A 23,561-nucleotide genomic window follows, 5' to 3' on the forward strand; every position below is an offset into this window, starting at 1 on the left:
TTTGTGGGTCCATTGGAAGGCCTCACTATCCTGTCTAAGTTTCTCATACCTTTTAGCAACCTTTAGCAAGCTCTCCAATTCGCACTTTATCAATATCCATGTAAAAGGGAATATTTCATGTCATTAAGATTGCAATCCTTAACACTCGCTATTGCCAGCATTTCATTTGCTAGCGCTGCCCAAGCCGCGGGGCTTGACCGCTCAACTCAGCCAAGTTGGGGGTTTACGCAAGATGGCACTTTTGCGTACATCGAACGAATCACCATCGACCCATCAATTAGTGGCAAAGACAATGCGGCCACCACCCCTTCGCCAACCACGTACGAAGAAGGTCGCGATATTAATAACATGGCGCTAAACTATGATTTTATCAATTATGGGGCAAAAGCAGACATCAATGATAAAGTCAGTGTGGGTGTGTTTTTTGACCAACCGTGGGGCGCGGATGTTGAGTTCACAGGCAATAATAACTTTGTTAATGGTACAGTCAGCGCGCAGCAGGTTGCTGGTGCAGGACAAGCGGCGCTAGCAGCCGCCACAGCTGCAAAAACCGCTGCTGCTGCTTATCAAGCAGATCCCACCAACCAAACACTCGCTTATAATGCGGCTACCGCGCTTAAAACCGCACAGCAAGCAGGGGCAGCCTACAATCTAGCAAGCAATATCGCTCAGCATCCCAACGAAGGTACCAATGCCTCCGTTGATAGTAAAAACTTCACGGGTTTGGTGGGGGTCAAATTTGGCGAAAAAAATAACTGGCAAGTATATGGCGGGCCGGTATTACAAAAATTAGAAGGTGAAGTGCATTTACGCGGTACAGCCTACAATTCGACCCAAGGTTATGATGGTATCTTTGCCCAATCGAATGGTTATGGTTGGATGGCAGGTTTGGCCTATAGCAAACCTGAAATTGCGCTTAAAGCGGCGTTGACTTATCGCTCTGAAATTGATCATGACACCGTAGCGTATGAATACATGCCAGCAACTGGCGAATCAGGCAGTTATGACATGACCATCACTACCCCAAAATCTGTGAATGTTGACTTTCAAACAGGTCTTAATCCAACCACGCTGTTGACCGCAAAACTGCGCTGGGTACCTTGGAGTGATTTTTCAATCAAACCGCCTCTGTATAATGCAACGACCAAAAAAGCCACCGGCGCGGATTTTAAACCCCTATATCCCAATGGTTTAAACTTGATTGATTACTCAGATGATGGCTGGGCAGCAGAAGTGGGCTTGGGTAAAAAATTAAGTAATCAATGGGCAGTATCAGGCTCAGTGGGTTGGGATAGCGGCGCGGGTGATCCCACCACCACCTTAGGACCTGTGGAAGGTCATTGGAATGTGGGTCTAGGCGCCAAGTACAATGTTACACCCGAAGTCGCCGTGTCGGCAGGCGTGAAATATTTGATGTTTGGCGATGCCAAATCAAAAATCCCCAATGGCGACTTAGTGGGTGATTTCCAAAATAACGATGCTTGGATTTACGGGCTGCGTTTAACTTATCAGAAAAAATAAGTCTCATAAAAAAAGCCTATCACATCGATAGGCTTTTTTTTATGTCGAACCATTAATCGCGATGTTTACCATCCACCTCTAATCCTAACATGTCAAGCAAGGCTGCCATGCTTGCAGATACCGTGATATTGGGGTTAGTGACCAACCCCAAATAGCGTTGTAACTCAACGGGGGTATCCATGTTAATCGGCTGTAAATCTTGATTGACTAACGTCTGCGGTAACACCGACCAGCCTAGCCCAACCGATACCAACATACGAATCGACTCCAGCGGATTGGTGCTCATGGTGGCATACGGTTTTAAGTTATATTTGGCAAATTCAGCTAAAGTGATTTGGCTGGTAAAGGTATTGGCGGCGGGTAGAATCGCTGGATAATTTGCCAATTGCTCAAGCGTCACGTTCATTTTATGCGCGAGTGGCGATAAAATGCCTGTCACAAAATGCAGCGGATCTGACCATAGCATATGATAATTTAGACGTTTATCATACACAGGGGGTAGCGTTAAAAAAGCCAATGACAAGTCGCCATCAAGGACTGCTTTATGCGCTTGCTCAGAATCGACAAAATGCACTTCAAGCTGTACCGCAGGATAGCTTTGGATAAATTGTTTGAGGACAGCTGGCAAATGATGTAAGCCAATATGATGACTGGTACCGATAATCAGTTTGCCTGATACTGTTTGCTGGCGGTTTTTAAGATTAATTTTTAGATTGTCGTAATCATCTAGCCAGCGTTTGGCATGGGGTATCAAGTCATGTGCCGCTTGGGTTGGGATAATACCACGACCCACAGTATCAAAAAGGGTGACATCAAATTCGTCTTCTAAGTTTTTGATACGTTTACTCACTGCAGGCTGTGTAATAAATAGTTTATCAGCCGCCTGCGAGATACTACCTGTTTGCATAACCGCTAAAAAAGTATTTAAATTTGTGGTATTCATCTTTCCCCCAAAACTAAAACCCTACCATTTGATATAAATAAAAGTTTCATTCTTTAAAAAATACATTAAATAAGATTATAAGACAACGTATGCACAAATACAATTTATTTAATTGCCCAATACATTCCTAAAATTTTTATAAAATATAAAAATCATCAATTAAAATTATCATTTTTCTTTGTTATAATGGCGTTATTGTTTACCCGATTACTACGCCCTTTTATAAAAAAACCATAGGATATGTGTCATGGCAGCGCAAACGCTTTATGATAAACTTTGGCAAGATCACTTAGTCAATCAACGAGACGACGGTTCTAGTCTTATCTATATCGACCGTCATTTATTACATGAAGTCACAAGCCCGCAAGCATTTGAAGGCTTGTCATTGGCAAATCGTGACCCTTGGCGTTTGTCAGCAAACGTCGCCACCCCTGACCATAATGTCCCGACGGTGGCAAGCGAACGTAAAGAAGGGGTGGCAGGCATTAAAGATGACGTCTCTCGCTTGCAAGTAGCCACACTCGATGAAAACTGTGCCAAATTTAACATCACTGAATTTACCATCAATGACGTGCGCCAAGGCATTGTGCATGTGGTAGGCCCAGAACAAGGTTTGGTATTACCTGGGATGACAGTGGTGTGTGGCGACTCACATACCGCAACCCATGGTGCGTTAGGCTGTCTTGCCCACGGTATCGGTACCAGTGAAGTTGAGCATGTATTGGCAACACAGTGCCTTGTGCAAACCAAGATGAAAAATATGCTTATCAAAGTCGATGGCAAATTGGGTGAAGGTGTCACCCCCAAAGACGTGGTACTAGCGATCATTGCAAAAATCGGCACCGCGGGCGGGACAGGTTACGCCATTGAATTTGCAGGCGATGTGTTCCGTGACATGAGCATGGAAGGACGTATGACCGTGTGTAATATGGCGATTGAAGCCGGCGCACGCGTTGGTATGGTGGCCGTTGATGACACCACCATTGAATACGTCAAAGGTCGTCCCTATGCGCCTACGGGTGAAATGTGGGATAAAGCCGTGGCTTACTGGCAAACCCTGCATTCAGATGCTGATGCCGTGTTTGATACCGTCATTGAGATGGCAGGCGCGGACATCGCCCCCCAAGTATCTTGGGGCACCTCCCCTGAAATGGTGGTGGATATCAGCGCGCACGTCCCTACCCTAGATGCGGCAAAAGATGACGTACAGAAAGAGGCTTGGACACGCGCTTATGAGTATATGGGTTTGACCGCGGGTCAACCGGTCACTGACATCAAAGTGGATCGGGTGTTTATCGGCTCTTGTACCAACTCACGTATTGAAGATATCCGCGCAGCGGCGGCGGTCATCAAAGGTCGCAGAGTCGCAGATAGCGTCAAAGAAGCGATTGTGGTAGCCGGTTCTGGGTTGGTTAAACAACAAGCAGAAAGCGAAGGGCTGGATAAAATCTTTACCGCAGCGGGTTTTGAATGGCGGGAGCCAGGGTGTTCGATGTGCCTCGCCATGAACGCGGATAAATTGCAGCCAAAAGAACATTGCGCCAGTACCTCCAATCGTAACTTTGAAGGTCGTCAAGGCAATGGCGGACGCACCCATTTGGTCAGCCCTGCCATGGCCGCCGCTGCCGCATTAGCCGGTCATTTTGTTGACGTGAGAAATTATTAAGGTAGAACTATGAAAAAATATACCCTTGAGCAGGGCATTGTCTGCCCACTAGATCGCTCAAACGTGGACACTGACCAAATCATTCCAAAACAGTTTTTGAAATCTATCAAACGCACGGGGTTTGGTGCCAATTTATTTGATGAATGGCGTTATTTGGACGAAGGCTATCCTGGTCAAGACAATAGCAAACGCCCCATTAACCCTGATTTTATTTTGAATCAGCCCCGTTATCAAGGTGCTAACATTTTGCTTGCGCGTAAAAACTTTGGTTGTGGTTCAAGCCGTGAGCATGCCCCTTGGGCGCTCGAAGAATACGGTTTTCGCACGGTGATTGCGCCAAGTTTTGCCGATATTTTCTACAATAACTGCTTTAAAAATGGCATGTTGCCAGTGATTTTAAGCGAAGATGCGGTCAGTGAATTGTTTGCCGAATGTTTTGCCCAAGATGGCTACCAATTAACCGTGGATTTAGAAAAACAGCAAGTGATTTCACCCTCAGGTAAAAGCTATGCGTTTGACGTCGATGAATTTCGTAAGCACTGTCTGCTCAACGGTTTAGACGATATTGGCCTGACATTACAGCAAGCTGATAGCATCAAAGCGTATGAAGAGAACGCCAAACAATCACGCCCTTGGGTATTTGGCACAGGCGCGGCTTAAAATGCTGCTTGGTTAGGTAAATGTACAATGACAGTAGCGTTTCATCATTGATGATTTATCATTGATAGTTTATCCATCATGTATCCCATCCTGCGTATAAGCCGCGTCTAAAAAGGCATTTTTTGACAAAGGTTGGGATATTGGTTATGTTAGTCACATTTTAATGTGCCTAGGACTGTGTTTAAATCATGGCATCATCCGCCATGATTATCATCGTCTAACTATGGCAGGCACCCTGTTACTGCAATTTTTTAGTTGCTTTTTTTGATTTGAGGGAATAACGACCATGATGTTTACGAAGCGCTTTTTTCGCCTTGACTGTTTGCCTGTTGTAGGTATAGCCATTGCGATTTGTTCGGCAGTGGCGCTATCTGGCTGTCAATCAATGACAAAGCAGCCAAGCGCACGCGCCAAACCCTCAGTGGTAACAGCGCCGCAACCGATTGCTGCAGGCAAAAGCACCCTAAAATGTACCGGTATTTATGCCTGTGAAATCAATCGTATTGGCACGTTGTCAGTTATTAATCAATCGACTCACACCCCGAGCGCTACACTTGGCAACCATAGCTCAATGACCAGCCCAGTGACCGTCACACCTTTGATGAGTAAGCCGCAGAGCAAGTCTACTATACCAAATTACTTGGTAAGTTTTCCCAGTGGTCAGCACATGGTTGCCACCCGTTTTTATTTGGATGAGGACTTGACGACGGTTGAAAGTTTTAGTTTTATCCATCGTTTTGAAAGCGGTAAACGCTATGAGCTTAAAGCCTACCGCCAAATTCAAAAGACCGATTATAGTTTACTAGCACAATCTGCCCCAACGCCCCTGTGTATTGATTTGTATGAAAATGCCAAACTTACCAATCAATGGTGTAAAAAACCCAATCAGCAAGGCGCTTTATCGAATGAATTTGTAAAGGTGGCTTTATAGATGCACCTTAAAGCCTCACGCAAAAGCGCCTCTCAAAAAAGCGTCATTCAATAACGCCTGATTCAATTATTTTTTAGAAACTAACAAAATTTTAAAAGCTGCGTTGTCAGCAAAAAGTTGTGGATTAACGTGAAGGAAGTAACATGACAAAACAAATTGCCGTATTACAAGGTGATGGTATTGGTCCTGAAATCATTGGACAAGCTGTCAAAGTATTGGACAAATTAATCGAGCAAGGATTAGACGCTCATTATGAGTATGGGCTGTTAGGTGGTTCAGCGTATGATGCGCATGGCTCACCCTATCCAGAAGCTACCCAAACTCTGTGCCGCAAGGCTGATGCAGTATTGCTCGGTGCTGTCGGTGGCCCACAGTATGATAACCTTGAACGCTCAGTGCGCCCAGAGCGTGGATTACTGGCGATTCGTAAAGACTTAAATCTATTTGCCAATCTTCGCCCAGCCATTCTTTATCCAGAGCTTGCCAATGCCTCAACTTTAAAACCTGAGGTGGTATCTGGCTTAGATATTTTGATTGTCCGTGAGCTCACCGGCGATATTTATTTTGGTGAACCACGCGGTATTCGCACGCTTGAAAACGGCGAGAAAGAAGGCTACAACACCATGAAATACAGCGAATCAGAAATTCGCCGTATCGCCAAAGTCGCCTTTGAAGCGGCGCAAAAACGCGGTAAAAAACTCTGTTCAGTTGATAAAGCCAACGTGCTTGAGACCACAGAGTTTTGGAAGCAGATTTTCACTGAAGTGGCTGCCGAATACCCAGATGTTGAATTGACTCACATGTATGTCGACAATGCAGCGATGCAGCTGGTCAAAGCCCCAAAACAGTTTGATGTGATTGCCACCGGCAATATTTTTGGCGATATTTTATCAGATCAAGCCTCAATGCTGACTGGCTCTATTGGTATGCTACCATCAGCAAGCTTAAATGACACAGGCAAAGGGCTATATGAACCATCGCATGGTTCTGCCCCTGATATCGCAGGTCAAAATAAAGCCAACCCGTTGGCAACCATTTTGTCATTGGCGATGCTGTTACGCTATAGCCTCAATGATGAAGCCCGTGCCACACAGGTTGAGCAAGCAGTGCAAAAAGTATTGCAACAAGGGTTACGCACAGGCGATATCTTTGAACAAGGCACCACGCTGGTTTCTTGCTCAGAGATGGGTGATGCGGTCATCGCTAACTTATAATCTTTGATTACCCTAATTTTTACCCTGCATTAAAGGTAGTGTTAGCTGGTCTAACCTGCCTTTTTTTATAGCATTTTTTGCCAACATTTTTTTGAAAAATTTGTAAAATCCTGCTTATCTTGAAACCAGTTTTGCTATAGTATGCCATTATCGTTTCTCTAAAACCTCGATGACCTTCCATCCTCACTTGCTAAATTTTTCTTAAAATTCAATGACTATGTCTTCTTATCATAAAATCTTACCTTGCTTTACAAGCCTACTGCTTGCTATCAGTTTATCTGCCTGTCAACAGTCACCCAATCAAGCGATGGATGTACCCACAGTTGCGACAGCAAGTACTACAGCTAGTACTACAGCCAGCACAACCGCAAGTGTCGCTGCCTCTTCGCCTGCCCCAACGCTAAAAGCCAATGTCAGTCAACAGTTTATTGGCGCAAGCTTGGTGCAGCAACGACTGAAACAAGCCTTGCCAGAGATTGCCTATACCACTGATAATTTACCGATGGTTGCCCAGCAAGTAAACCAAGTGAGTTGGTCACCCACAGGCGCAATTGAATTAAAAGCCATGCCTGCCTCTGCGGTAGTCGCGTCACAAGCCGCATCAACCGCATCTGCTTCAGCGACCCAATCTACGCCAGGTTTTCAATCAACTATTGACTACTCTGCACTCAAACAATCGGCTAATGACAATCCGTCATCCGTGGCTGACAAAGACACGTTACCATCAAAACAAGTGTTCATTAAGCCTGATGAACTGCTGGTATTTAAGACCCAAGCACTGCTTAACTGGCATGGGCATAGTGTGGGGGCGCTGACTGGGATAATGAATAAAAACACCATCAAAGCGATGCAGATTTTTCAGCAAAAGCACAATCTGCCCGTAACCACCACGATGGATGAAGCCACTTGGTCAGCGTTAACCAGCAACGAGACTTTAAATAAGCAGCCGATTTTTATCAATTATCAGCTAACGCGCGATGATTTGGTTATCACCAAAGCGCCCAAAGACATGCAATACAAATCAGCGCGTGAAGCAGTAGCTGAAAAGTTCCATATGAGCCAAAAACTGGTGAGTCGATTAAACCCCACCACGCCACTCAAAGCAGGTAACGTTATCACCGTGTACAATCCTTATCAGCCCAATATGACGGAAGTGACCAAGGTTGTGAGTGATAAAAAGAAAAACATTCTATACGCCTATGCCGCTAGTGGTGAGCTTGTTGCAAGCTACCCAACAACCGTGGGTTCGAACTACACCCCCTCACCGTCTGGCAGTTTAAAAGTTAAAAATCGGGTATTAAATCCCACCTATAATACTGATTTTTCTTCCAAAGAAAAGTGGCTACCACCAGGACCCAACAATCCTGTGGGGCGCGCTTGGATTGGGTTATCAAAACGGAGCTATGGTATTCATGGCTCGCCTGAGCCTGAGTTAATCAGCGCACAAAAATCACACGGTTGTGTGCGTTTGACCAATTGGGATGCCCTAAGTCTGTATGGCACGATAGCCGATGGCGCAGACGTGGTATTTGAATAAGTTTATATTGTATGGGCGTCAAATAAACACCCCAAAATCTGGGGTGTTTTGTTATTACGATTCCTGTCGCCAAACTTGTTTTCGCAAATCCTGCTTGGTCTGTCTGCGTTGTTTCTTACGGGCGATTTCGACATCATCTTTTTCATGCAGTCCGCCTTTTTGTAAAAGCGGATTTAACGCCAAGTAATTACGGGGTTTAACAGCCAAATTGGATTGAACGATTGACGGATTTTTCTCCAATCGCTCGCCCAATTTAATTAATTGTTTTTGGTTTTTCATGGTTTATCCTTTAATACACATCACTTGTTTGAGCGTATGGACGACTTCGACAAGCGCCGACTGATTCGCCATTACCTCATCAATATCTTTATACGCCTCTGGAATTTCATCCATTACGCCCTTGTCTTTGCGGCACTCCACGCCCGCCGTTTGTGCTTTTAGGTCATCAAGGTTAAAATGCCGAATCGCTTTGCCACGGCTCATGCGTCGCCCTGCCCCATGTGAACACGAACACAACGCCTCGCTATTGCCCTTGCCTTTGACGATATAGGATTTTGCCCCCATCGAGCCAGGTATAATACCAAGCTCACCCTCGAAAGCAGAAATTGCCCCTTTACGGGTGACGTACACGTCCTCACCGTAGTGATGTTCTTGGCTGACATAATTGTGATGGCAATTAATCGCCTCTTTGGTCAGGGTAAAATGTGGCAGTTCACGCTGTAGCACATTGATAATCAGCCGCATCATTTCACGGCGATTCTCTAACGCATAATCCTGCCCCCACTGCACCGCCTCAAGGTAATCGTCAAAACTATGGGAGCCTTGGGCAAAATACGCCAAATCACGGTCAGGCACATGCCCAAAGCGGCTTTGCTGTTCCTTTTTGGCAAGGGTAATAAAATACTCGCCAATACAGTTGCCAATGCCGCGACTGCCCGAATGCAGCATCACCCAAACATCCTCATTTTCATCGATACACAGCTCAATAAAATGATTGCCACCGCCCAGCGTACCGAGCTGCTTTGCCCAAGTTCGCTCAAAGTTGCGCAGCATTTTGAGCAGCCCCTTGTGCTTATCGGTGATGCGCTTTAAGCGTTTGGCAAGTGGGTCAAGCGTAGTCATTTTCACCGTGATGGCTTGGTGCTGGTTAAAACCGACAGGAACTTTGGCTTCAATCGCTGCACGGATTTTAGCTAGATTATCGGGCAATTGGTGGGCTTTGAGCGACAGTCGCACCGCGTTCATGCCGCAGCCGATATCCACACCCACCGCCGCAGGAATAATCGCATCTTTAGTCGGAATCACACTACCCACAGTCGCACCCTTGCCCACATGCACATCAGGCATTACCGCAATATGGTGATGGACAAATTCAAGCTGGGCAAGATTACGTAACTGCTGGATGGCTTCTCGTTCAATATCTTTGGTAAATACTTTGACAGGTACGCCATGTTGCGCAGATTTATTTAATACTAATTGAATACTCATATATTTTTTCTGTTTTAATGCTAAATTCACTTGCCCTTAACATTTTTAGCGTAGCAAATTTAGACCAATAAATGATAATCAAAATTTTTTAAAATAACTTTGATAAGTAAATTTAAATAATAAAACACCGTCCAATCGTTTAACACGACTGGCAAACAAGACTGACACACATAAATGCGTTTGAAACACTAACTGCTCTGAAAAAGTTTTGTTATCGCAGGGTGCGTTTTAGCTATCCGACGATTGCTATGGCATAAGAAAACAGGGAAATTTTAGACAACAAAAAACCCAAATCGTTACCATCACAACAAACATAATCAAAAGCCAAAATTCGCTTTATTATCCGTCAGTTACTATTGATGGTGACGCTTTGGGTTTGGTAAATCAAAATCGGTAAATGGAGGGGCGTATGGCATATACGCTGTTAAAAAACCAAATTTTAATTAGTTAAAACAGGCGGTAGACACATCAACAGTGTTGTTTAGACGTTTTACGTTGTGAGTAAGTACGGACATCATGTGTCTCCTTTTTCCCTTTTGCTAGGGTGGCGGTTTTGGCGATGGTACTAACATCAGAATGCCAAAACAGAGCGGAAATAAAAATTTGATTGCATTCACAGTTTGATATGTTATCAAAACTAATGAATCAGCGACATACTATAAAACTTTATTTGTCGATATGCAAATTTTTTTATAAAAAAACCAGCGACAGGGGTCACTGGTTGTTTACAAGTCTTAAGGTAAAAATTAAGCTGGAATACGAAGTACTTGACCTGGATAGATTTTATTTGGGTCAGATAGTAATGGTTTGTTGGCTTCAAAGATTTTGTTGTATTGGTTGGTATCGCCATATACTTCTTTTGAAATTTTTGACAGCGTATCACCTGATTTCACTGTGTACATACGAGATTCTGGCTCTTGCGTTGCAACCGTGATGTTGTCTTCCACTTGTGCAACATACTGTACATTACCTGCCGCTAGAATGGCTTTTTCACGCTCTGCTTGATTGGCGGCAGAGCCATTAATGGTTACTTTGTCCGTGTTACCGTCATAGTTGACTGATAAATTGTCAATTTTGGCATTTTGTTGGATGCGCTGAATCAATAAGTTCGCAATCTCTTGTGCAGATGGCTCAGTAGAGGCGGCAGGCGCTGCGGTTGGTGCGACATTTGATGCGGGAGCCGCAGTATCAACTGATTTATTACGATGAAAGATTTTATCACCGATGTCTTTTGCAAAACTAAATAGTCCCATTTGTTTTTCCTTATGTTTTAATATTTTAATGCACGATTTTTAATGTATGGTTTGTTGAAACTATTAAATGATCGTTTCAACACCTCAAATGACTAGAACGACCTCAAATCACTACAATGATAATCGTGTTAATTATGACGCTATTCTAGTTGCTCTCTAGATTAGCAAAAACTTAAATCGATGAGCATAAGTATTTAGTAAAGGAATGTTACTGATTGCAAGTATCCTTTCATTTATTACGTCATTTATTACGCCTATTTTCTATGCAATTTGTACCATTAGGGGATAATGGAGAAAAACACAAAAGTGGCTAACATGACCAAATGGATAATGCCATGTAAAAAAGTGGTGCGCCCGGTACTTAAAGTATTGATGGTTATCATGAGCGTAATGACTAGCATTACCCCTTCTTTAGCAGACAACCCAAACATGACGGGCGTTGCTGTGAAGATTGAATAAAGCGCGATAACAGGAATTGTCAACGAAATAGACGCCAAAGCCGAGCCGAGCCCCAAATTTAAACTGTTTTGCAGCTGGTCGTTGTAGGCAGCTTTTAACGCGGCAATAGATTCAGGCAACAGTACCAAGGCAGCAATGATAATCCCTAACACGATTTTTGGCATACCCATCGCGAGCAGCGCCGCTTCCATCGCAGGCGACAACATCTTAGCAAGACCCACGACCGTCACCAAACTGAAAAACAAAAATCCCACACTCATCGCCGTGGTTAGCGTATTATCACTGTGATGCTGATCATCTACACCGTCGGCAATAAAATAATCACGGTGACGAATGGTTTGGGTAAAGATAAATGCGGCATACAAAATCAAACAGCAAATCGCTACAAACAGCAGCTGAGCGCCAATCATGAAACCGCCTGCAGCAGAGGTGGTAAAATTGGGTAAAATAAATACGATTAATGCAATCGCCAATAACACACTAATTGCCGCTTTACTGCCATGCAAACTATAACGCTGTACATAATTTTTGATACCACCAATTAACAGGCAAATACCAATAATCCCGTTACAAATCAGCATCACTGCTGCAAATACCGTATCACGGGCAAGCACCGCCGCATCGGTGGGTGTACTACTACTCATGAGTGCCAAAATAAGTGCCACTTCAATTACAGTGACCGCCAACGCCAAAACCAACGTACCAAAAGGCTCACCCACTTTGTGAGCAATCACCTCAGCGTGATGCACAGCAGCAAAAACTGACCCCATCAAAAAAATCGCCGTCACGGTATTCATGATGATGCCCGAGGGATGCCAAATCAAATGCACCGCCAGCACTAAAGCGGCGATACTTGGCGACAATAACGTCCAAATGGGTAAATTGATATTAAATTTTTGGTTCAGCCAAAATGTTTTCGCCATATCCCCTCCGCTCTATCTATATTTTCTAATTTATCATATAAATAGATAATATGGGCAAAAATATCAAAAATCAATTAAAAATGAAATTATTTCTCATTATTTTTTAATTTATGCCAGTAAATTATTGGTACAAGGCAGACAAAACCAATCAACATACTCACCAAAAAATGCCATTGATAGCCCAAAAAATGCGCCATATAGCCGCTGGCAAAATGCGCTGAGCCGCCCAACACCGTCAACAGACAAACCTGCACGGTAAAATCACTCCCTGCATTGGCAGGGCGTGAATAATGCATAATGGTGGTGAGCATCGCAATCAGCGCCAACGATGCACAAAAATGCTCCAGTGCATTGACGACATAGAGCCACAAAAAATCAGTCAGTAACTGATGATAAAACCCATAAGCTACCAACCCATACAACCCTGTGGTCAGCGCTTGAGCAAGATTAAAATATAGCAGTGACGTAAAGCGAGTGAGTCGTTTCATCAAAATTGTGGCGACCCCTGCCCCAGCGACTGAGGCAGCCGAGCCCAAAATAGTTGCCCAAAAGCCAATTTGCTGCAAGTTGAGTCCAACATCAACCATCATCGGTTTGACCATACCGCTTGAAATGCCATCAGCAATTTTATAGGTCAATAACACCCCTAGCCAAGCCAGCATCTCCCGCGATGACCAAAAATATTGATAATGGTGGCTCAGGTAATTTTTTAGTGCCTTAAAACTGCCAGATTTTTCTGCCTGTACTTGTTTTTTGGAAGGTATAACCGAGGTGTTGGCGTGCTCTTTAAAAAACACAATGGGCACGGTATTCATTGCCACCAAAGCCGCCATGGCAAGAAAACTATTACGCCAGCCCCATTGTTCTAACAGCATCAGTAAAACACCGCCACCGATAATCAGCCCCAGCCGATAGCCGATGACTTGTACGGCATTGCCTTGGCTTTGGCGATGATGGTGATTGGTCGTTTGATTCACCGAATCAAGATTAGGCACAGGCATATCATGGGTCAGCGGTTCTTTGGGCGCCATAGCCGCTTTAAGCAAACGGGTTGCTAGCCCATCGGTCGCCACATCGTGTGTCGCCCCAATGAGGCTTAAGGTAAATAACATCCCATACAATGTCATCACCGAACTGGTTTGTGCCAAATTATGCGGTTCAAAAAATGCCACCGCAATCAGTATGACAATCGATAGCCCTTGCATCGGCAAAATCCAGCTTTTGGCGCGTCCGATTTTCTGTGAATAATAGCCGTCCACGACAGTAGCCCACAGGAATTTAAGCCCCCAAGGTACCAAAATCAGCCCCGACCAACCAATGGCAACCAGTGAGACTTTGTATTCACGTAAAATCGCTGGCAAGGCTTGGGTGATAAATCCTGCGGGCAAGCCTTGAGCCAAGTATAAGGTGAGCAGTAAGCCCAAGGTTTTATAGTGGGTCATACGAGTGTTGGATCGTGGCGCTGGCGACTTTGATAACGGCATAGGACTACCACAGGTAGATTATTTTTATAGTCGGAAGAGGGGCGTAAAAACTACGCCCTAATAACAAGATAAGCTGCAATGACAACACATAACAGATGAAAAATTAGTTAAATACCACCGTTTTATTGCCTGTGACAATCACACGGTTTTGTAGATGCCAACGCACGGCACGGGTCAGCACGCTACGCTCGACATCTTGTCCAATCGCCCGCAATTCTGCCACATGGTGGCGATGGCTGACACGGTGCACGTCTTGCTCAATAATCGGTCCTTGGTCAAGGTCAGCTGTGACATAATGCGCGGTGGCGCCAATCAGTTTGACGCCTTTTTCATACGCTTGGCGGTATGGATCAGCACCGACAAAGGCTGGCAAGAATGAGTGGTGAATATTGATAATTTTCATGTGCCAAGCGGCGGTAAATTCAGCGGACAAAATCTGCATATAGCGCGCCAGCACCAACAAATCACAGTCTTTTACCAGCGCTTGAATCTCGGCTTCTGCTTGTACTTTGTTGTCTTTGCTTACAGTCACTTGATGAAATGGCACACCAAAATTTTCTACCGCTTGGCGCAAATCATGGTGATTACTGACGACACAGGTAATCTCACAATCTAGTTGCCCTTGTTGCCAGCGCCACAGCAAATCAAGTAGCGCATGGTCATATTTGGACACCAAAATCGCCACTTTTTTACGTTTACTATTATCAAATAGTTTCCATTCCATTTGATAGATGCGAGCGACGGTATGCTCAAAACTGCCTTTCATGTTGTCGATGATATTGTCTAAATCATTGATAGCCATTTCAAGGCGCATAAAATATTGACCGCCTTCGGGCTCAGTCGAGTATTGGTCAAGGCTGATAATATTGGCGCCATAACGATAAAAAAATTCGGATACAGCTTGCACAATACCTGCGCGGTCTTGGCATTTAATCAATAAAGTTGCAGTAGCTAGTTGGCTCATGAGGTACTTCTTGTGTTCAATTTTCAAAAGATGCCATTGTAGCGATTTTTGTGCTGACAAAGAAGTCTAAACCCGTCAAAAGCCTTGTTGGATATAAAAATTTTCTTGAGATTCGTTTACCCTCTGCCTTTTAACTTAAATTACCCAAATCAACTTCGGTCAAGCGCCAGCGCCCTTTTTTCTTTGAGCGTCCACCTGCGCTTTGACCAGCGATTACCGCTGCCCCACTGAGCAATTTATTCAGTGTCTGACTATGATAGGCATGACAAATCGCACACGCCAAGCCATCTGCCGCATCCGCTTGCGGCTGTATCTCAAGGCTCAACAAGCGCATCACCATAAGCTGAATCTGCTCTTTGTCTGCCGCGCCATAGCCACATACCGCTTGTTTGATTTGCCGTGCGGTATATTCAGCTACTTGCAAATCTTTAGCAACCATAGCGGCAATCGCTGCACCCCGCGCCTGCCCAAGCTTGAGCGCGGTATCGGGGTTTGATGCCATAAATACTTGCTCGATGGCAGCGGTCATGGGTTCATTGGTGTATTTTTGATAATGCTCAACGATACGGCTAATCCCATCAAATATCCGCTTGAGCCGCTCGGGCATGGTTTCCCCTTGGCTGTAAGCATGAATCGTGCCTGCATCCAAATGTTCAAGTTTATCCCCGCTCAACCGAATGATGCCATAGCCTGTCAGACGTGAGCCTGGGTCAATACCAATAAAGATACTCATAAAAGATGCTCGTACAAAAAAAGATACCCACAAAACAATTTTGCTAAAAATGCAGTCAAAGCTAAAAATATCGAAGCTAAAAACGAAGTCAAATTATAGCATTTATCAAAAATTTAACGAAAAAATTGCTGAATTTCAAAAAACTATTTGATAGTTTTATGCATTACCCCCATCATTATTGCATTGGTTAATGATTCATCGTTTGTTCTTTATAGTTTATTCACAATTTAGGAATCGTATTTTCATGGGAAATATAGCTGGGATTGCCATTGTCTGGTTGATTATTGAGATGTTGGTTTGGTATCTAATCGCACAATTTGTCAGTGGCTGGTGGGTGTTTTTGTGGTTTGTCGTGGCTGGCTTTGTGGGTGCCGCACTCATTAAAAAAGGCATAGCCACCTTAAAACCGATGGCTGGACAAGCGCAAGCTGCCATGCTTAACCCTGCCATGCGTCCCAATGAAAATTCCGTGGTTAAAGCGATTGCTTTTGCGGTGGCAGGTATCTTGTTGGTACTGCCAGGTATTTTAAGTGATATTGCGGCACTTATTGTGTTATTACCCGCGGTACAAAATAAGTTTAAAGCCTTTGCCAAAGACTATGCCACTAAAAACCCAGAAAAATTGATGCAAATGATGGCAAGCAAAATGGGCGGTATGGATCCCTCAAAAATGGGTGGCTTAGGGGGTCTTGGCGGCATGGGTGGACAAAACCCGTTTGGTGGTCAAAATCCATTTGGCGGTATGGGCGGACAAAGTCCATTTGGGGGCTTTGGTGGCAAAAATAACAACGGCGGTAAATTTGGCACGACCATTGACGGACAAGCCAAAACGGTCAACTCGAACGCCAAACGCATCACCCGCTCTGCCAATGATGACTAGAAGATGGATAAAAAATTGACTATTAAACATTAATAAATTTAAGGCATCCCTAGTATGCCTTTTTTTATCCCCTATTTTTGCGAAAAACTGGGTTTACTTTTTGCAAAAATTCATGCAATGTGATTTACTTAAGACAAAATTTGTTATATAAATTCTATAATGATACAATCTGTTTCGTTTTAGAATTCTTAGGTTTGAGCGTGATTTTTATTTTTGGTAAATGATATTAACAACATTGGTTAGCGACAAGGAGTGAATGTATGACCAGCAAAGTATATGACAGCGCAGCTGCGGCACTTGAAGGCGTCATCAAAGATGGACAAACGATTGCGGTGGGTGGTTTTGGTCTGTGTGGTATTCCCGAAGCTTTGATTGAAGCCTTGCGAGATAGCGGCGTTAAAGATTTGACCTGTATCAGCAATAACGCTGGTGTCGATGGTTTTGGTTTAGGATTATTGCTAGAGACTCGCCAAGTCAAAAAAATGATTGCGTCGTATGTGGGTGAAAACAAAGAATTCGAACGTCAGTTTTTATCGGGTGAATTGGAAGTGGAATTGACCCCACAAGGGACGCTGGCAGAAAAATTGCGTGCAGGGGGTGCGGGCATCCCTGCGTTTTTTACCGCCACTGGCGTAGGCACCCAAATTGCTGAAGGTAAAGAAGAGCGTGAATTTGACGGTCGTCAATATATCCTTGAGCGCTCATTAGTCGCTGATGTGGCACTGGTCAAAGCCCAAAAAGCCGATAAAGCGGGCAACTTGATGTTCAATAAAACGGCGCGTAACTTTAACCCAGATGTCGCCACTGCAGGTAAAGTTACCATTGTCGAAGTTGAGCAATTGGTGGAAACTGGTGAGCTAGACCCTGACCAAATTCATTTGCCGGGTATTTATGTGCATCGCATCGTGGTCAATGCCAACCCAGAAAAACGCATCGAAAAAGTGACGACCAAAGAACAGACAAACTAGGATATAAGGAGATTACCATGGCATGGACTCGTGAACAAATGGCACAAAGAGCCGCTAAAGAACTACAGGACGGCTTTTATGTCAATCTAGGTATCGGTTTACCAACCTTAGTGGCGAACTATATTCCAGAAGGCGTCAACGTTTGGCTACAATCAGAAAATGGGCTGCTTGGGATTGATGAATTCCCAACACCCGATAAAGTTGACCCAGATTTAATCAATGCGGGCAAGCAAACCGTCACCACAGCGACTGGTGCGAGCTTTTTTTCAAGCTCACAATCATTTGCCATGATTCGTGGCGGCAAAGTCAACCTTGCCATCTTAGGGGCGATGGAAGTTTCAGACAGTGGCGATCTTGCCAATTGGATGATTCCTGGCAAGATGGTTAAAGGCATGGGCGGCGCCATGGACTTGGTCGCAGGCGTTCAACGCGTCATTGTATTGATGGAACATACCAACAAACATGGTGAGCCAAAAATATTGGCTGAATGTACGCTCCCCCTGACAGGCAAAAAAGTGGTGAATCGTATCATCTCTGATTTAGCCATCATGGATGTGACCGATAACGGTTTAAAACTGGTTGAACTGGCAGACGGTGTCACGTTTGAAGAATTACAATCAAAAACGCCTGTAACCATTGCCCAATAACACCTGCAAAATAACAGCGCTATTACAATCAAGTCAGCGTTAAATTGCCATTAAAAGGACAGTGGAAAAAGACAATAATAAAGGACAGTGATGCTGTCCTTTTTTATGGTTTTTTTATGATTTTGGCTTTTTTACTTTCGCTTATTTGTCCTCTATAATGACATCACTATCAACATTTATCCAACACCATGATTGCATCTCGCTTCTCTCATCCCAAATTTATCACCGATGAAGACAATCCGCTGATTGATCGTAAATATCCCAATGAGATGGCTGCCGATGACGGCGTGGTATTGCCGCAAATTTATCGGTTTGACTTTACCGAGGTGCCAGATTTTAGCCAAACAGTGATGCAAATCACCCCGGTGATTGATGCACCCAATATGATGGATAAGCGCAATTATCATGAAGCGGTATCAGAGAATGTCACCCCTGCTACTGATAAACCTGTGCACATGGCTCAACAAACGGCGTCATCTATGCCGCCCACTTCGCTCAACAACCCCCTTACTTCTCAATCGCTAACCAGCAAAATCCCATTAAAAACACGCTTAAATCGCCAAATCATTGCGCAAGCAAGGGCCCAAGCCAAACAGATTGAACAGCAAAAACAACAACAAGAACAGCAACGCCAAGCACATGAAATCGCCCGCTATAAGGCAGAAGTTGAAGCCGCGCTACTCAATCCCACACTGCATGAAGGACTGCTCAATCAGCGTAAATCCATTGCCGAATCACAGGCAGTGGTCAATAAACATGCGATTTTTGGCGAGCTTACACAGGATTTGCAGACCATTCAATGGCTTGATTCAGACATGGCAGAACAAAGCCGAACAATGTATGAAAAAGCGGTTGCACTGATTCAAACAGCGCAATCAAGTGGCAATGCATCGGAAAATAATTTATTAGAAATCAATGCATTAGAAAATAATGTACTCGAAGACAATGTAGCAGCAGAAAATATAGTCGAAAACACTATATCAGCAGACAATTTGGCAAAAGCCGTACAATTAATTGATGAATTTGCCGAGAATGGTCTTGCTGATGCATTGCTGCGTCGAGCGCTGTGGCTATTTGAAGGCAATCACTTACTCAAGATTTCTCAAAACTCCCAACAAGCTTTGCTATTGTTGCAACAAGCAGCCTCGCAACAAGACAATCGCGCGGAGAAATTACTCAGTAAACTCTACTATGCAGGACATGGGGTCGAGCAAGATAGAGAGATGGGCAAATACTGGCTAGAGCTGGCTGCGGCACATGGTCACCCTGATGCCATACGAATTTCACAAGGTATTGCCACCCTGTCATTACTCAAGCAAACCCAACGCGAGGATACTAGCTATGGCAAAAAAATGACGCTTGCGACTGCGGCGCTGATTATATTCATGATACTGATATTTGTGGCAGTTAAAGTTTAAAGATTTGGATGAATGCTGTGATTTGTATGTTAAATTAAGGTTATACATCCAAATCACTACCAAAAAATTTAGCCATCATTTGGGTCATCAGATGACACTAGTGCACCCTCATCATCGCTATGCTGACGCTCATCACGCTCCTCATCATTAGGCTCATCGCTCGCTAAGTTTGGCGTCAGCAGCGGATAATTGTTTAAGATATAACAAAACAATTCAGCCGTTTTTTGGGTGTCATATAAGGCAGAATGCGCTTCATTACCATCAAATTCTAGTCCAGCGAGTTTGCACGCTCTCGCCAGTACCGTTTGCCCAAACGCAAGCGCGGATAAGGTGACGGTATCTAACACGGAGAACTGGTGAAATTGGCTTTGATTTTTGCTATTGGTACGCTCAATTAAAGCATTTAAAAAGCCCAAGTCAAAATGCGCATTATGCCCCACCAAAATACATTTGGTACATTGGGTCGATTGACGCACCGTTTTTAAATATTTAAAAATACGGCGAATGGCGGTTTTTTCATCTTCGGCAATGGCTTTTCGCATCGGGCTGTGGGGATTGATGCCGGTGAATTGCAGGGCACGCGCTTCAAGATTTGCCCCTTCAAACGGCTCAATATGGGCATTGACCGCCTCACCTGGGTAAAAACGCCCGGTATCATCCATCAAAATTGGAATACAGGCAATCTCAAGCAAGGCATCGGTTTTTGGATTGAACCCTGCTGTCTCTACATCCACCACCACGGGCAAGTAATTGCGAAAACGGTTGGCAATAGTCATGGGTTCAGTTGTGGCGGTCATACGTTACCTTGCGGAAAAAAAACAGAAAAATAAAGGGTGAACAATCATACTGCTAAATTAAATGGCATCACTTTCCAGTCCAGCGTTTGCCCAGCCATCAGCGGGGTCAAATCTTTACCGTCAAGATAAGGATAATGCTCGGGGACTTGCCAGGCTTCACGCACCAAGGTCACTTTATCACTATTGATAGGTAAGCCATAAAATTTTGCCCCGTGAATACTGGTAAAGCCTTCTAACTTATCAAGTTTGCCCACGCTGTCAAAGGCTTGCGCATACAAGGGCAGCGCAATCGATGCGCTATAACAGCCTGCACAACCGCAAGCATTTTCTTTGGTATGCGTCGCATGGGGCGCAGAGTCAGTGCCAATAAAGAATTTGGGATTACCACTGGTTGCCACATCAAGTAATACTTTTTGGTGACTTTGGCGTTTTAAAATCGGCAAGCAATAAAAATGCGGTTTAATCCCGCCCACCAGCAGGTGATTACGATTAAACAGTAAATGCTGCGGGGTAATCGTCGCTGCGACATTTTTGCCCTGTGACAACACAAAGTCAGCGGCATCACTGGTGGTGATATGCTCAAAGACGATTTTTAATTTTGGAAATTTATCAATGAGATTGACCATCACTTCATCAATAAAGCGTTTTTCACGGTCGAAAATATCAATATGATGGTGCGTCACTTCGCCATGAACCAACAGCGGCAAACCCAACGCTTCCATCTTGGCAAATACATCGGTGCAATGATTGATATGGCTCACGCCATCCGCAGAATTGGTGGTCGCACCTGCAGGATATAACTTGACTGCTTTTACTACCCCTGAATTAACGGCGGCTTCGATGTCTTCTGCCGTCAGTGACTCGGTCAAGTAAAGCGTCATCAATGGCTCAAATTGCTGGGAGATACTGTCATTGGGCACTCGCGCCAAAATACGCTCACGATAAGCGATAGCATCAGCGGCTGTTTTGACGGGCGGCACCAAATTTGGCATACAAATGGCGCGGCGAAAATTGGCCGCAGCATGTGGCACCGTCGTGGCAAGCGCCTGCCCGTCCCGTAAATGAATATGCCAGTCATCAGGGGCAGTAATAGTAAAAGTATTGATAGATGCAGTCGCTGCGCTCATGATTTCCTCGAACAGTTTTGAGAGTGCCTTAAAAAACAACGTCAAAAACCGATAACTGAAGCGTTGAAAAACTTGTGCATCATAGCAGTTTTAGGCAAAAAACGACATGAAAATATTCGTAAGCCAAGTAATCTGACAAATAATACGTCAGTTTATGTCGTTTTTATGCCAGTTAGTTTTTATGCCGGTATTAATGGGTTTTGGATTTATTGCTAGGTTTTTTATTCGCGTTATTGTTTACTTTGTTATTCGCTTTGTCATCTGCCTTATTATCCATCGTGTTATTTGCTTTTTTGTCAGGCTTTTTAGCGGATTTTTTGTCAGTGGCGGTTGTTGTTGATGAGGCTTTCTGCGCTTTTTGTGGCGATTTTTGTTTTACAGTTTTATCGTTAGCAGCTGATTTTTTGCTGGCGCTAGCAGCTTTTTCAGAGGGTTTCTTGTCGCCTTTGGTCATTAAGTTAGCTTTTTTGTTATCTGTTTTAGCATTATTTCTAGAGTTAGGGCTAGAATCAAGGTTAGAGTCATTGCCAAAATCAGGGCTAGTTGTTTTTTTGCGCTCTTTGTTAGGCTGCTTTGTGTCGGATTTTTTCGTATCTCGTGCTTTTTCAGCTTGCGCTGAATGCTTATTATCTTGTGATTTGTGATTATCTCGTGGTTTATTATTCTCTTGTAGTTCAGAGATAGCTGCTTTTTTGCCACGCTCAGTCATTGTAATCGGATTAGTCTTAGCCGCTACAGAGGCGACTTTTACTATCGCCACATCGTGATAAACCGGATGTGCCACTGACATTTTTGCTGAGGGTTGGGTGGCGGCGGGCTTATCTTTGACGCTCACCAACGCGCCTGCCCCGCCAAAAACGGTGACAGATAATACGGTGGCGGTCGCAATCCAATTTTTTTGTAGCTTATCTATCCAATCAGCGGGTTTGCGAACTTGCGGTTTGGCAAAAATACTGCTGGCTGTTTGTGCGTTTGACGTCACCGCTTTACTTATTTGACGATTGCCTTTTGAAATCACCTGTTGATTAAAGTGAGCCTGCGGGATGGTTATTGGTGCAATGTTAAAAAAATTGGACGCTTTATAAATAGTCATTTGCTGGACAATATGCTGTTGATAGGCAGGCAAGTCCGCAACATTTTGAATTTTTGACCATTTTAATTGCTGTTGTTGTACTGCTTGAAAACTGACAGCACGCCTAAAACCCAGTGCATTTATCAGCCCCGTATCTTCTGGCGACATAAAAAAAACCGGCTGCATCACAAGCCACTCAGTAATCTGCGCTGAGTCTATGGTGTTTTGTAGCAAACTTATTATATCTGCCAAATTTATCGACGCCAATGCAGTGATGGTTTGCCAAATAGTTAACAGCTTATCTAAGGGCAGATGGGTTTTTTCCAGTAGCACGCCGGCAATAACGTTTTTTTGGGTTTCATCATCAAACCACTGCGCAAAAATTAATGGGCTTTTTTTAGACAGTTGTTTTAGAGTTACAAAATTAATGCCGTTTTCAGTCAAATTTTTTGTAACTAAACCAGTGAAAATTTCGGGGATAAAACTATTTTTATCTGTTACCTGCGGCAAAGTTCGATGGGTCAACGACGGATTTTGCTGAATTTTTGCCGACAACTGATAAAGCACGACTTTTGATAGCTCAGGCACTACTTTTTTTAGATAACAAATTGATACGTGTGACCCATCTGCGACTATCGGTAGCAATGGCGGCAGAGTGTTTGCCCAAAAATGATATAGCGATATATGGTCAATGATATTACAAGGCGTTGAAAGGTTGTTTGACAGCATACTTTATCACTTAGTTTACATTTTTGGGCATTGGGATGAGTAGTTAATTTTTAGCAATATTGTAGATTCGTGACAACTTTTTTACACCTGCTCTAAAAAAACAGCCTTCAATTTAGAAATCTTGTTGATAATTTATAATTTCAATTC

21 protein-coding genes are annotated in these 23,561 nt (G+C 43.9%); 10 read left to right on the plus strand and 11 right to left on the minus strand.

Translation table 11 applies throughout. The features are described from left to right. The first annotated feature begins 117 nt into the window (after positions 1-117). Positions 118-1,521 carry an outer membrane protein transport protein gene (locus tag RTP55_RS03225; protein WP_312384148.1) on the plus strand — a complete coding sequence of 468 codons (1,404 nt, stop codon included), beginning with the start codon at positions 118-120 and terminating at the stop codon, positions 1,519-1,521. Between the two features lie 52 nt (positions 1,522-1,573). Here the strand turns inward: RTP55_RS03225 and RTP55_RS03230 are convergent, their stop codons facing one another. Continuing rightward, positions 1,574-2,464: a LysR family transcriptional regulator gene (locus RTP55_RS03230; protein ID WP_065252955.1), complete on the minus strand. Its 891-nt coding sequence runs from the start codon at positions 2,462-2,464 to the stop codon at positions 1,574-1,576. A gap of 247 nt (positions 2,465-2,711) precedes the next feature. Here RTP55_RS03230 and leuC point away from each other — a divergent pair, with 247 nt between their 5' ends. From leuC to RTP55_RS03255, 5 genes are all read left to right on the plus strand, one after another. Beyond that, positions 2,712-4,130: a 3-isopropylmalate dehydratase large subunit gene (gene leuC, locus RTP55_RS03235; protein WP_099808268.1), complete on the plus strand. Its 1,419-nt coding sequence runs from the start codon at positions 2,712-2,714 to the stop codon at positions 4,128-4,130. A gap of 9 nt (positions 4,131-4,139) precedes the next feature. Then, positions 4,140-4,790: a 3-isopropylmalate dehydratase small subunit gene (gene leuD / locus RTP55_RS03240; protein ID WP_007114912.1), complete on the plus strand. Its 651-nt coding sequence runs from the start codon at positions 4,140-4,142 to the stop codon at positions 4,788-4,790. Between the two features lie 286 nt (positions 4,791-5,076). Beyond that, positions 5,077-5,721 (plus strand): hypothetical protein, encoded by a 645-nt coding sequence (locus RTP55_RS03245; protein ID WP_309577808.1) that lies wholly within the window; start codon positions 5,077-5,079, stop codon positions 5,719-5,721. Between the two features lie 143 nt (positions 5,722-5,864). Beyond that, complete coding sequence (leuB, locus tag RTP55_RS03250; RefSeq protein WP_312384154.1) at positions 5,865-6,935, plus strand: 3-isopropylmalate dehydrogenase; 1,071 nt, start codon at positions 5,865-5,867, stop codon at positions 6,933-6,935. 217 nt (positions 6,936-7,152) lie between these two features. Further along, positions 7,153-8,472 carry a L,D-transpeptidase family protein gene (locus tag RTP55_RS03255; protein ID WP_312384156.1) on the plus strand — a complete coding sequence of 440 codons (1,320 nt, stop codon included), beginning with the start codon at positions 7,153-7,155 and terminating at the stop codon, positions 8,470-8,472. A 54-nt stretch (positions 8,473-8,526) separates the two neighbouring features. Here RTP55_RS03255 and RTP55_RS03260 read toward each other — a convergent pair whose 3' ends face one another. The 7 genes from RTP55_RS03260 to ruvC all read right to left on the minus strand — a co-directional run bounded on the left by RTP55_RS03260 (position 8,527) and on the right by ruvC (position 15,776). Then, the gene (locus RTP55_RS03260; protein ID WP_284034265.1) at positions 8,527-8,751 is read right to left on the minus strand and encodes a hypothetical protein; all 225 of its coding nucleotides are present in this window, start codon (positions 8,749-8,751) and stop codon (positions 8,527-8,529) included. 3 nt (positions 8,752-8,754) lie between these two features. Continuing rightward, a complete protein-coding gene (locus tag RTP55_RS03265) occupies positions 8,755-9,960 on the minus strand; it encodes an RtcB family protein (protein WP_312384162.1) in 1,206 nt (401 codons plus the stop codon). A gap of 746 nt (positions 9,961-10,706) precedes the next feature. Further along, positions 10,707-11,213: a peptidoglycan-binding protein LysM gene (gene lysM / locus RTP55_RS03270; protein ID WP_312384164.1), complete on the minus strand. Its 507-nt coding sequence runs from the start codon at positions 11,211-11,213 to the stop codon at positions 10,707-10,709. Between the two features lie 278 nt (positions 11,214-11,491). Beyond that, positions 11,492-12,595: a calcium:cation antiporter gene (locus RTP55_RS03275; protein ID WP_312384166.1), complete on the minus strand. Its 1,104-nt coding sequence runs from the start codon at positions 12,593-12,595 to the stop codon at positions 11,492-11,494. Positions 12,596-12,681: 86 nt separating this feature from the next. Beyond that, a complete protein-coding gene (locus tag RTP55_RS03280; RefSeq protein WP_312384169.1) occupies positions 12,682-14,079 on the minus strand; it encodes an MFS transporter in 1,398 nt (465 codons plus the stop codon). Between the two features lie 103 nt (positions 14,080-14,182). Further along, entirely contained in the window at positions 14,183-15,043 is an 861-nt protein-coding gene (purU, locus tag RTP55_RS03285; protein ID WP_065252963.1) for a formyltetrahydrofolate deformylase, read from the minus strand. A 130-nt stretch (positions 15,044-15,173) separates the two neighbouring features. Next, complete coding sequence (gene ruvC, locus RTP55_RS03290; RefSeq protein WP_312384172.1) at positions 15,174-15,776, minus strand: crossover junction endodeoxyribonuclease RuvC; 603 nt, start codon at positions 15,774-15,776, stop codon at positions 15,174-15,176. A 244-nt stretch (positions 15,777-16,020) separates the two neighbouring features. On the opposite strand from ruvC, the gene RTP55_RS03295 reads away from it, so the two are divergent. The 4 genes from RTP55_RS03295 (at position 16,021) to RTP55_RS03310 (ending at position 19,689) form a co-directional block, all read left to right on the plus strand. After that, on the plus strand, positions 16,021-16,656 hold the full coding sequence (locus tag RTP55_RS03295; protein ID WP_312384174.1) for an FxsA family protein: 636 nt from the start codon (positions 16,021-16,023) through the stop codon (positions 16,654-16,656). A 260-nt stretch (positions 16,657-16,916) separates the two neighbouring features. After that, positions 16,917-17,624 carry a CoA transferase subunit A gene (locus RTP55_RS03300; protein WP_007114900.1) on the plus strand — a complete coding sequence of 236 codons (708 nt, stop codon included), beginning with the start codon at positions 16,917-16,919 and terminating at the stop codon, positions 17,622-17,624. Between the two features lie 17 nt (positions 17,625-17,641). After that, a complete protein-coding gene (locus RTP55_RS03305; protein ID WP_138017959.1) occupies positions 17,642-18,271 on the plus strand; it encodes a 3-oxoacid CoA-transferase subunit B in 630 nt (209 codons plus the stop codon). Positions 18,272-18,459: 188 nt separating this feature from the next. Then, positions 18,460-19,689 (plus strand): SEL1-like repeat protein, encoded by a 1,230-nt coding sequence (locus RTP55_RS03310; RefSeq protein ID WP_312384180.1) that lies wholly within the window; start codon positions 18,460-18,462, stop codon positions 19,687-19,689. Positions 19,690-19,757: 68 nt separating this feature from the next. Here the strand turns inward: RTP55_RS03310 and rnt are convergent, their stop codons facing one another. The 3 genes from rnt to RTP55_RS03325 all read right to left on the minus strand — a co-directional run bounded on the left by rnt (position 19,758) and on the right by RTP55_RS03325 (position 23,414). Further along, positions 19,758-20,486: a ribonuclease T gene (gene rnt / locus RTP55_RS03315; protein WP_312384183.1), complete on the minus strand. Its 729-nt coding sequence runs from the start codon at positions 20,484-20,486 to the stop codon at positions 19,758-19,760. 44 nt (positions 20,487-20,530) lie between these two features. Continuing rightward, positions 20,531-21,613: a dihydroorotase gene (gene pyrC, locus RTP55_RS03320; RefSeq protein ID WP_312384187.1), complete on the minus strand. Its 1,083-nt coding sequence runs from the start codon at positions 21,611-21,613 to the stop codon at positions 20,531-20,533. Between the two features lie 190 nt (positions 21,614-21,803). Beyond that, positions 21,804-23,414, minus strand: a complete 1,611-nt coding sequence (locus RTP55_RS03325) for a hypothetical protein (RefSeq protein ID WP_312384190.1) — start codon at positions 23,412-23,414, stop codon at positions 21,804-21,806. Between the last annotated feature and the right edge of the window lie 147 nt (positions 23,415-23,561).

Source organism: Moraxella sp. CTOTU47579, assembly GCF_032004885.1.
GTDB classification, from domain to species: domain Bacteria; phylum Pseudomonadota; class Gammaproteobacteria; order Pseudomonadales; family Moraxellaceae; genus Faucicola; species Faucicola tetraodonis.